This window comes from Exiguobacterium undae DSM 14481 (assembly GCF_000620805.1).
GTDB lineage: Bacteria > Bacillota > Bacilli > Exiguobacteriales > Exiguobacteriaceae > Exiguobacterium_A > Exiguobacterium_A undae.
Genome location: NZ_KK211187.1, coordinates 3,059,559 through 3,066,556 on the forward strand (window position 1 = coordinate 3,059,559; position 6,998 = coordinate 3,066,556).

At 49.9% G+C, this 6,998-nt stretch carries 6 protein-coding genes, 7 tRNA genes and 1 rRNA gene; all 14 read right to left on the reverse strand.

All coding sequences use genetic code 11. The features are described 5' to 3' along the window. Window positions 1–208: 208 nt before the first annotated feature. Window positions 209–1,564, reverse strand: coding sequence for a phosphoglucosamine mutase (gene glmM / locus P397_RS0116445; protein ID WP_026834281.1), 1,356 nt, complete (start codon window positions 1,562–1,564; stop codon window positions 209–211). 29 nt (window positions 1,565–1,593) lie between these two features. Beyond that, the gene (locus P397_RS0116450; protein ID WP_028107234.1) at window positions 1,594–2,880 is read right to left on the reverse strand and encodes a CdaR family protein; all 1,287 of its coding nucleotides are present in this window, start codon (window positions 2,878–2,880) and stop codon (window positions 1,594–1,596) included. After that, window positions 2,880–3,740, reverse strand: coding sequence for a diadenylate cyclase CdaA (gene cdaA / locus P397_RS0116455; RefSeq protein WP_012369050.1), 861 nt, complete (start codon window positions 3,738–3,740; stop codon window positions 2,880–2,882). The genes P397_RS0116450 and cdaA overlap by 1 nt, the downstream gene beginning before the upstream one ends. 80 nt (window positions 3,741–3,820) lie before the next feature. Continuing rightward, window positions 3,821–4,435 (reverse strand): anti-sigma factor, encoded by a 615-nt coding sequence (locus tag P397_RS0116460; RefSeq protein ID WP_026834284.1) that lies wholly within the window; start codon window positions 4,433–4,435, stop codon window positions 3,821–3,823. 16 nt (window positions 4,436–4,451) lie between these two features. Then, a complete protein-coding gene (sigW, locus tag P397_RS0116465; protein ID WP_028107236.1) occupies window positions 4,452–5,015 on the reverse strand; it encodes an RNA polymerase sigma factor SigW in 564 nt (187 codons plus the stop codon). Window positions 5,016–5,140: 125 nt separating this feature from the next. Then, window positions 5,141–6,049, reverse strand: coding sequence for an arginase (gene rocF / locus P397_RS0116470; RefSeq protein WP_028107237.1), 909 nt, complete (start codon window positions 6,047–6,049; stop codon window positions 5,141–5,143). Between the two features lie 219 nt (window positions 6,050–6,268). Beyond that, window positions 6,269–6,344 (reverse strand) — tRNA-Ala (locus P397_RS0116475). Between the two features lie 17 nt (window positions 6,345–6,361). Beyond that, window positions 6,362–6,433: transfer RNA gene (locus P397_RS0116480), tRNA-Gly, on the reverse strand. Between the two features lie 6 nt (window positions 6,434–6,439). Further along, window positions 6,440–6,512: transfer RNA gene (locus tag P397_RS0116485), tRNA-Lys, on the reverse strand. Between the two features lie 4 nt (window positions 6,513–6,516). Continuing rightward, a tRNA-Tyr gene (locus P397_RS0116490) sits at window positions 6,517–6,600 on the reverse strand. Between the two features lie 35 nt (window positions 6,601–6,635). Beyond that, window positions 6,636–6,708 (reverse strand) — tRNA-Thr (locus P397_RS0116495). 13 nt (window positions 6,709–6,721) lie between these two features. After that, window positions 6,722–6,796: transfer RNA gene (locus tag P397_RS0116500), tRNA-Glu, on the reverse strand. A gap of 2 nt (window positions 6,797–6,798) precedes the next feature. Further along, window positions 6,799–6,873, reverse strand: a tRNA-Asn gene (locus tag P397_RS0116505). A gap of 17 nt (window positions 6,874–6,890) precedes the next feature. Next, a 5S ribosomal RNA gene (rrf, locus tag P397_RS0116510) occupies window positions 6,891–6,998 on the reverse strand.

Below are 6,998 nucleotides of genomic sequence, written 5' to 3' on the forward strand. Positions count from 1 at the left end.
ATGCGACTTCTACAGGAAGAGGAAGCTCTGCTTCTGTCAGGAACAGGCAAGACCCGGTTGTCGAGAGACGACAGCTAGCTTGCGTTCCGCCTGAGAAAAGCGCGTGAAAAAAGCATTTTGACAGAGTCAGCTTGAAAGCTGTCATAGTCCCCCTGACAATCCGTCCAACAAAAAAAGGAGCGGATATTCATCCGCCCCTCCGATTTACTCAGTTTTCTTGTAATGCGTAGTTTTCACGGACAACGTTCGCGATCCGCTCAACGTACATGTCACACGCTTCTTGCGTCGGCGCTTCCGCCATGACACGGACAAGTGGTTCTGTCCCTGACGCACGGACGAGAATCCGACCGTTGCCGGCCATTTCCGCTTCGACTTCCGCAATGATGGCTTGAACGGCCGGACCGTTCATCGCACCATTTTTATCCGATACGCGAATGTTGACGAGACGTTGCGGGAAAACCGGCATTTCTGCTGCGAGTTCCGACAATTTCTTGCCTGTCGCCTTCATGATTTGTAAGAGTTGAACGCCGGACAGCATCCCGTCTCCTGTCGTTGAATAATCCATGAAGATGATGTGACCCGACTGTTCGCCGCCGAGTGTGTAGTTGTTTTTGCGCATTTCTTCGACGACATACCGGTCACCGACCGCTGTCTGTAACGCTGTCATACCGTGTTCTTCGACCGTCTTGTGGAAACCGAGGTTACTCATGACCGTCGCGACGATCGTGTTGTCCTTCAGGCGACCGATTTCGTTGAGGTACTTCCCACAGATGAACATGATTTTATCGCCGTCGACGATTTCACCGTTCTCATCGATCGCAATCAAGCGGTCGCCGTCACCGTCAAATGACAGACCGACGTGTGCACCCTTTTCAAGGACGAATGCCGCGAGATGTTCCGGGTGTGTTGATCCGACACCTTCGTTGATGTTGAGACCGTTTGGTGTTGTTCCGATTGTCGAGACTTCCGCTTCCAGGTCACCGAACAGACGTGGTGCGAGACTTGATGTCGCTCCGTGTGCGCCGTCGATCGCGACGTGGATGCCTGAGAAATCTTCATCCGATGTCTGACGTAACATATGCAGGTATTTTTGTGCGCCTTCATAATAATCGTGGACAAAACCGAGTTCTTTGCCGGACGGACGTGGTAATGTATCTTCCACTTGATCCAGCAGGTCTTCGATTTCAAGTTCTGTCGCATCATCAAGCTTAAAGCCGTCTGAACCGAAGAACTTGATTCCGTTGTCTTCGACCGGATTGTGTGACGCGGAAATCATGACGCCCGCTGTCGCATCCATTGTTTTCGTCAAGTACGCGACACCTGGTGTCGAGATGACACCAAGACGCATGACTTCCGCTCCGATTGACAGGAGTCCGGCAATCAAGGCATTCTCAAGCATTTGTCCGGAAACACGTGTATCACGGCCGATCAAGACTTTTGGACGTGTGCTTTCGTGTTTCGTCAAGACATACCCGCCTGTACGACCAAGACGATATGCCAATTCAGGCGTCAATTCTACGTTTGCGACGCCGCGAACGCCGTCAGTTCCAAAATACTTACCCATATACTATTTCCTCATTTCACAAAGTTGATTTAATTGGCTTGAACCGAGGTCCGGGGCACCGCTTTGAGCGTGATGTCCATATGATCCGGACGGAGGACGTCAAAGGCTTTTGACGTCTGGTACGAAATCGGTAAGCCGTGTGTACCTTCTTTTAAGCCGGTCACATCAATGACCGCTTTGATATCCGTTGCATCAATCGAGGCAAGATCCGCCTCACTGCCGCGCACGACAAGATCAATCGTTTGTTCGTAATCGACCGTGTACTTCGATTCATCAAAACCATTCAACGTTACCGGAATACCGGAAATCGTTTTTTCGGCCCGATCTTCCACCGTTTCTGTCGTTGCTTCGGCGTTTTCCTTCTCGACGACGATACTGACCGTAATCGAGGTTGGTTCCATCGCCGTGACATTATCCGGTTCAATCAGCTTGACGGTTCGATCCACCGTCTTCGTTAATCCTTTTAAGGAGACCGCTTCCGTCGAAACGGAGCCGATGCGCGACAACTCTTCTTTTGTTCCGTATAACCGGGCTTCCGTGATGACCGGAACGATTTTAACGACTTTATACCCTTTTTTGACGGCATCTTTTGTTTCGACATTAATCGGGACGGTTTTGCTTTCTTTGTAGACAGGCACCGTCACCTCAAGTTGCTCGGGGTCATAGGTCGCACTGATCGCATTTCCGTTCGCATCAGTTGCTTTGACATTAAACGATTCCGTAAACGTCTCCGCTCGTCCGGTTACATCGATCGGGACTTGGATTGCGGTGATGGCTTGAAGCTTCTCCGCACCGCCGGTCACAGAGACCGTTTGTTGGGTCGGCTGTGCTTCGCCGACGACATACCCTTCGGCGATTTTGTTTTTATTCAACAGTGCCACTTGAACAGGCACTTCTTTTGTGACCTTTTTATCCAGGAATACTTCAATCGTTTCTTGTTTTGGTGTCACTTCAACATCTTTGCCAAACCCGTCGGCAGACAGTCGCACCCGGTGATACCCGGGATCCAGACCCGTCAAGTCAATCGACAGACCAAAGTCTTTAACGAGCCGGAGCATCGTCAAACTGCTGGATGGTCCTTTAACCGTCGTTTCGACGGTTTCTGGAATATTATAGGCGACCCACTGCGTTTCATCATAATTGACGGATACCGGTACGTCAAACTTTGCTGAGCCTTGACCGGCGATCGGCAACAGGCTCGCCGCATCACTTTTGACGGTCGAATTGGTTCCTGCCACCATCAGATACAGCATGACGGCAAGCAATACGGCAACGATGCGAAGAAACCAGCGTTCATTGAACCATTTTTCGAACATTATTTTTTCGCCCCCATCCAGTTCAAGAAGGAAGTATTCGTCGGTTCAGCTTTGACAATCGTTTCAAGTAACTTCGTCCGGAGCGATTCTTCATCCAGCTCCCGGTACAGACGACCATTGATGGCAAGGGAAACACCACCGGTTTCTTCTGATACGACCAACGTAACGCTATCCGTCACTTCGCTGACACCGATGGCTGCCCGGTGACGTGTTCCAAGATCTTTTGAGATATGTGCACTCTCAGAAAGCGGTAAGTAACAAGCGGCTGCCGCAAGTTTACCTTGTTGGACGATGACGGCCCCATCATGGAGGGGCGTGTTCGGAATAAACAGGTTGATCAATAACTGACTCGTGATTTGAGAACCAAGCGGAATGCCGGTTTCGACATATTCGCTAAGTCCCGTTTCCCGCTCAATCGTGACCAGTGCCCCGATTCGGCGTTTGGACATGTATTGTGCAGACGTGACCAACGCGTCGACAATCCGGACTTGTTCGTCCTCGTCACTGATCGCGCTCCGTGAGAAAAATTTACTTGTCCGTCCGAGGTGTTCCAGTCCCCGGCGTAATTCCGGCTGGAAAATGATGATAATCCCGAGCAGACCGTACGTAATGATTTGGTTCAGCAGAAATTGTAACGTCTTCAGTCCGAAGAATCCGCTTAAGAACCAGCTGATCAAAATGACCGAAATCCCTTTGATCAATTGGACTGCTTTTGTACCTTTGACAATGATCATCAGACGGTAAATGACGAATGTCACGACCGCGATATCAATCACATCGTTAATATAATCGTACCAATGTACGTTTTCTCCCAGTTTCAACAATTGAAATTGAAGTGGTTGCCAGTTGAAGTAATTCACCAACCGTGCCCCCTATCTCATCTGATTTAAACAGCTTTCATTATAGCACAAAGGGACGAGTTAGACTCGTCCCACCTGACTCATTCGAAGATTCGTTTAATTCCATACCAGACACGTTCAAACAGTTGATCGATCTGTTTGATCTCGCCCGTGACGTTTCCGGCGCTCGCTGTATACGCTTTTCCGTCCACTGTCGTCACGTCACCGTTGACGTTGCCTTCAATGCGGACGTTTCCACCCTCAACGTAGAGGTCTTGATCGACCGTGACCCCTTCCGGTACGACGACTTCGCCGTTTTCTGCCACGATGCCGGGTACGTTCGTATAGGACAAGTCATGTTCTTCCTGTGTCAAGTACCCACCAAGGCTGCCGACGGACAACAACATAAAGATCGAAGCGGCTGCAAGTAACGGATACTGCTTCATCTTCCCGCCGAAACGGGAGGATTTCCTGAGCGGAGTTACATTCGGTTGGTCCACCTGTTCGGGCAATTGTGCCAGCACGCGGGATGTAAAATCCGCCGAAAGCTTGGGTGCTGGAAGCGTGCGTAACTCAGCATCGAGGAGCCGATACTCTTCGAACTCGTCCATCGCATTTGCTTCCCGTAACTCCGCTTCAAGTCGTTTGAAGTCTTCCGGAGGTTGATTTTGATCTAAATAATCCTGTATCCGTTCATACACTTTCTCTCGTGTCATGATGAGTGCCTCCTTCTCATTGCTTCGCAAAATGCTTTTTCAAGGCTTCGCGTCCACGATGAATTCTAGTTTTGACAGTAGCGACAGGTAAATCAATCAGCTCACTGATTTCTTTGAGCGACAGATCTTCGATATATTTCAAGACAAGTGGAATCCGATACTTTTCAGGTAAACCGGCAATGGCTTCCCCCACATCTTGTCGTTGCTCGGAATCGATCACTTGATCTTCCGGCAACTGGTCCTTGCTTTCGAGCTGGGAATACAGCGTCAGTCCTTCAGTCCCTGACATCTCAGCATCAAGGGAATAATCGGGACGTTTCTTACGGAGTCGATCAATCGACACGTTCGTCACGATCCGGTATAACCACGTTCGGAACTTCCACTGGGCATTATACGATTCAATTTTCGTGAATACACGGATAAAGGCTTCTTGCGTGGCATCCTCTGCTTCCATTCGATCACGTAAAACACGGAAGGCGACTAAAAAGGCACCTTCTTTATATAGATCAACAAGTGCCGCAAATGCATCACGGTCGCCCTGCTTCACCCGCTCTATCAAGCGTAGTGTTGTTTCTTCCACTTTGAATACCCCCCGCTCTATGCGGTCAATCTCTTATACGGAGTCGACCAACAAATGTTTCATCTCAATTTGAATTGTAACAAAAAAAACTTGAACTCTGACGAAAAGAGTTCAAGTTCCATCCATTATTTTACTAAACGATGGTTCCGCATATACTGGAGCAAGTTTCCAATCAAGTCATTCGCAAGGATCGCTGTCCCGTTTCCTTCTTCCAACAGCGGATTGACTTCAACGAATTCGGCTGCGATGAAGTCTTCCTGCTCCGCGCAATGACGTAAGACCGTTTGCGCATCCTCCAATAGAATACCGTCCGCAACGCGTGTCCCGGTTCCTTGGACAAGACTTGGATCAAGACCGTCCATATCAAAGCTGAGATAAAACGCGTCGGTCGTCTCTTTTAAATACGCAATTGCTTCTTCCATGATCGTGTCCATGCCGCGTGTCCGAATCGCTTCCATGTCATACACCCGGATTCCCAGACGATCGATCAGTTCCTGTTCCCCGGCGTCCACGTCCCGTAAACCGATAAAGACGAGGTGCTCCGGCTGCAGTTTGACCGCACTGCCGCCGATCTCGGTCAACCGTTGATGGCCTTCTCCTAACGCGACAGCAAGCGGCATGCCGTGAATGTTGCCGGACGGTGATGTTTCTGGTGTGTTCAAATCACCGTGTGCATCAAACCAGATGACGCCGAGACGCGGGACGACTTGACGCAGACCGGCAATCGTTCCGATCGCCATGCTGTGATCGCCTCCGACGAGTAACGGGAAACGTTGCTCGGTCAGCGCATCGCGTACGATTAATTGTAAATCGTTTGTCGTATGGACGACACCTTCCAACCGTTTGAGCTTTGGATCTTCTTCCCGGACAGCATCTTCTGACAAGACAGCCGCTTCCCCATAGCGTGCTGCTTCTTGTCCGTGTACTGCAAGTGTTTCCAGCAAGCCTGCTTCTTCAACAGCAGCCGGTCCCTGTTCTGTCCCCGGTTTTCCTTGACCATAACGATACGGTACGCTGATATATGCAATGTTCATCGACCTGTTCCCCTTTACTCAGTAAGTTACTTTAATTGTAAGCGGTAACAACAGGGTGGTTCAACTCGACATAAAGACGCATGATTATACAGGAACAAACGACAAAAAAGCACCGTGAGTGTCCTCACAGTGCTTTCGCGTACGTACTTTAATTGCAGGCATTTCAAGTATAAAAAAACTTAAGTCGAACGAAACTCGCTTAAGATCTTTAAGCAAAATTGGTGGAGCCTAGCGGGATCGAACCGCTGACCTCCTGCGTGCAAGGCAGGCGCTCTCCCAGCTGAGCTAAGGCCCCAAATCATAAAAATAAAAAGCGGAAGACGGGATTCGAACCCGCGACCCCGACCTTGGCAAGGTCGTATTCTACCACTGAACTACTTCCGCAAAATATGAGCCATGCAGGATTCGAACCTGCGACCCTCTGATTAAAAGTCAGATGCTCTACCAACTGAGCTAATGGCTCGACATGGTGGGGGGGGGCGGATTCGAACCGCCGAACCCGAGGGAGCGGATTTACAGTCCGCCGCGTTTAGCCACTTCGCTACCCCCCCAGTTTGTCTAGGAACTATACAATTGAAAAAAACAGTGCCGGCAACAGGAGTCGAACCCGCGACCTACTGATTACAAGTCAGTTGCTCTACCAGCTGAGCTACACCGGCAAAAAATAAAAAATGGTGACCCGTACGGGAATCGAACCCGTGATACCGCCGTGAAAGGGCGGTGTCTTAACCGCTTGACCAACGGGCCATTGGCTCCGCAAGTAGGATTTGAACCTACGACCTACCGGTTAACAGCCGGTTGCTCTACCACTGAGCTATTGCGGAATAAATAAAAATAAATTGCCTGGCAACGTCCTATCCTCACAGGGGGAAGCCCCCAACTACTTTCGGCGTTCAAGTGCTTAACTTCCGTGTTCGGCATGGGAACGGGTGTGACCACTTGGCTATCG